The organism is Paracoccus onubensis (assembly GCF_003591515.1).
GTDB lineage: Bacteria > Pseudomonadota > Alphaproteobacteria > Rhodobacterales > Rhodobacteraceae > Paracoccus > Paracoccus onubensis.
On record NZ_QZCG01000036.1, the window covers coordinates 1 to 2525 of the forward strand.

The 2525-nt window shown below is 64.2% G+C and carries 3 protein-coding genes; all 3 read right to left on the bottom strand.

Annotated elements, in window-relative coordinates:
* Positions 1–20: 20 nt before the first annotated feature.
* On the bottom strand, positions 21–1586 hold the full coding sequence (gene tnpC / locus D3P04_RS22995; RefSeq protein ID WP_119752216.1) for an IS66 family transposase: 1566 nt from the start codon (positions 1584–1586) through the stop codon (positions 21–23).
* A gap of 68 nt (positions 1587–1654) precedes the next feature.
* Entirely contained in the window at positions 1655–2008 is a 354-nt protein-coding gene (tnpB, locus tag D3P04_RS23000) for an IS66 family insertion sequence element accessory protein TnpB (protein WP_119752217.1), read from the bottom strand.
* Positions 2008–2424, bottom strand: coding sequence for an IS66-like element accessory protein TnpA (tnpA, locus tag D3P04_RS23005; protein ID WP_119752218.1), 417 nt, complete (start codon positions 2422–2424; stop codon positions 2008–2010). Before tnpA ends, tnpB begins: the two co-directional genes overlap by 1 nt.
* Positions 2425–2525 lie beyond the last annotated feature (101 nt).

Here is a 2525-nt window from a genome sequence, read left to right on the forward strand (position 1 = left end):
GTAAGCGCGACGTTGCGGCCCTATGCTGCGAGGCTTGACGGCTGGTTGAAGCGCCATGGCATGAGGTCTTCGATACCGCTTTGCGGGTGACCGTCGAGGATGGCGCGCAGTGTGGCGGCGAGATAGTCGACCGGGTTCACGTCGGACATCTTGCAGGTAGCGACCAGCGAGGCGAGCATAGCCCAGTTTTCGGCGCCGACTTCATTCCCGGCGAAGAGTGCATTTTTTCTTGTCAGGGCAATCGGCCTGATCTGGTTCTCGACCGGGTTGGTGTCGAGCTCCAGCATGCCGTGCTCGAGGAAGCGGATCAGTCCGGGCCAGTGCGCGAGGGAGTAGCGGATGTCTTCGGCAAGCTGGGATTTCTGCGGGATGCGCGAGAGTTGGGCTTCCAGCCAGGGTTTCAGCGCCGCGATGATCGGGGCCGAATGCTCACGCCGGGCAGCAAGGCGCATAGCGGCCTCCTTGCTCCGCACGGACTTCTCGATCTGATAAAGCAGCGCGATCTGGCGCAGCATTTCCTCGGCAATGGGTGAGCCATCGCTCTCGAAGCGCTTTACGAAGCGGCGGCGGACATGGGTCCAGCAATAGACCAGTTGCCACGGACCATTGTCGCGCGCGATCTCGGTCATCGCGTTGTAGGACTGGTAGGCGTCGCATTGCAGGAAGCGGCCCCGGTATCCGCCAAGGAACTTCAAAGGATGTTCTTTCCCCCGGCCGGGGGCGTAATGGAACAGCACGATGGGTGGGCCAGCACCGCCATGCCCGCGATCATCGGCGACGACGGCCCAGAAGAAGCCGCTCTTGGTGCGTTTCAGGCCCGGTTTCAGCACCGGCGCGCGGGTTTCATCCACGAAGATGCGGTCGGCACTGCGCAGATGGGCACGCATATGGTTGATGACGGGCATCAGGTGGAAACAGGCGCGCCCGACCCAGTTGCCGAGTGTGCCGCGGTCCAGATCGATCCCTTGCCGCTTGAAGATCTCGGCCTGCCGATAAAACGGCAGGTGGTCACCGAACTTCGAGACGATAATCCAGGCGATGAAGAGTTCCGTGGGCAGCCCGCCGGGCACGACATGCTCGGGGGCATGGGCCTGCGCGACAGCTTGCGAGCAACGGCGGCAGGCGTATTTCGGGCGCCGCGTGACCAGCACCCGGAACTGGGCGGGGATCACGTCGAGCCGTTCGGACACGTCTTCCCCGATCCTGGCCATCTCGCCGCATCCACAGGGGCAGAGCGTGCTGGCAGGCTCGATCACGCGCTCGACCCGGGGCAGATGCGACGGCAGATGGCCACGGTTGCGCTTGGGCTTGCGCGGTGTTTCTCCGCGCGCCCGTTGCATCGCCGCTTCGGCCTTTTCTTGTGCTGCCTCGAGCACACCTTGAGCAAATTCGGCATCTTCCAGGGGCAGGTTGAACTGGTCGGGCGAGAGCTTTTCGGAGCGCTTGCCGAATTTCTCGCGCTGCGCCGCGTGCAGGATATCCTGCAGCCGCCGATTGGCCTCTTGCGTCTCGGCCAGCGTCGCCTCCACCTCGGCGAGGCGGGCCTTCAGCAGGGCGTTTTCGCGCGCAAGATCAGCTGTTTCCATGGCGGGAAGTGAATCACAGGATGCCCTTGCAGGCCAGCAAAAACAGGCGTTTCGACGCAGCCTGCCAGTCACCCCGCCGCCAGCGGGCGCCGCGCCCGTTCGGGTCGGACCAGCCGCCAATCCACGCCCTCAAACAGCGCTGCAAACTGCGCTCCGGACATGCGCATGACCCCGTCGCGCACCTGTGGCCAGACGAACTTGCCGCCCTCGAGCCGCTTGTGAACCAGCACCATCCCGGTCTGATCCCAGATCAAGAGCTTGATCCGATCCGCCCGCTTCGCTCGGAACACAAAGGCGGCTCCGCAGAACGGGTCCATCCCGAACATCTCCTGCACCGCCAGTGCCAGACCGTCGATCCCCTTGCGAAAGTCGACAGGCCGGGTCGCCACGAAGACCTTCACCGGGCCGCCCTGGCCGAACATCACGACGCCGCTGCCCGTGCCGCGCGGATTGCCCGGGTCAGTTGGCCCTCGTCGACACCAGGACCCGCGCGGATGACGATGTCGCCCACCACGATTTCGAGATCAGACCCGGGGACGGCCGCCGAAGCCTCAGTCGCGCTGTCATCAACCACCAGTTCCGCGAAGAACGGCAAGGCCGCCACGCTTTCGGGCACCACCAAATTACCTTTGCGTATCTGCTTGCGCCAATCGTAAATCTGCCAGCGGGTCGTGCCGTGCTTGCGCGCAGTATCTGCGACCGTCACCCCGGGCATCATGCTCTCCGCCGCGATCCGCGCCCGCTCTGCCTTCGTCCGCCGCCGACGACCGCTTGGCCCCCCGATCACCTCAAGCCGCGAGACCCCGACGCCTATAGAGCCGTCCAATTGGACGCCCATTTTGCCGTCTCTCTCCAAATCCAAAACCTCCGCCGCACATGTGCGTGGAGAATGAAGGCATCAACTCAAAAATGGCAGGAGGGGATCGGCGTCGCGCTTAC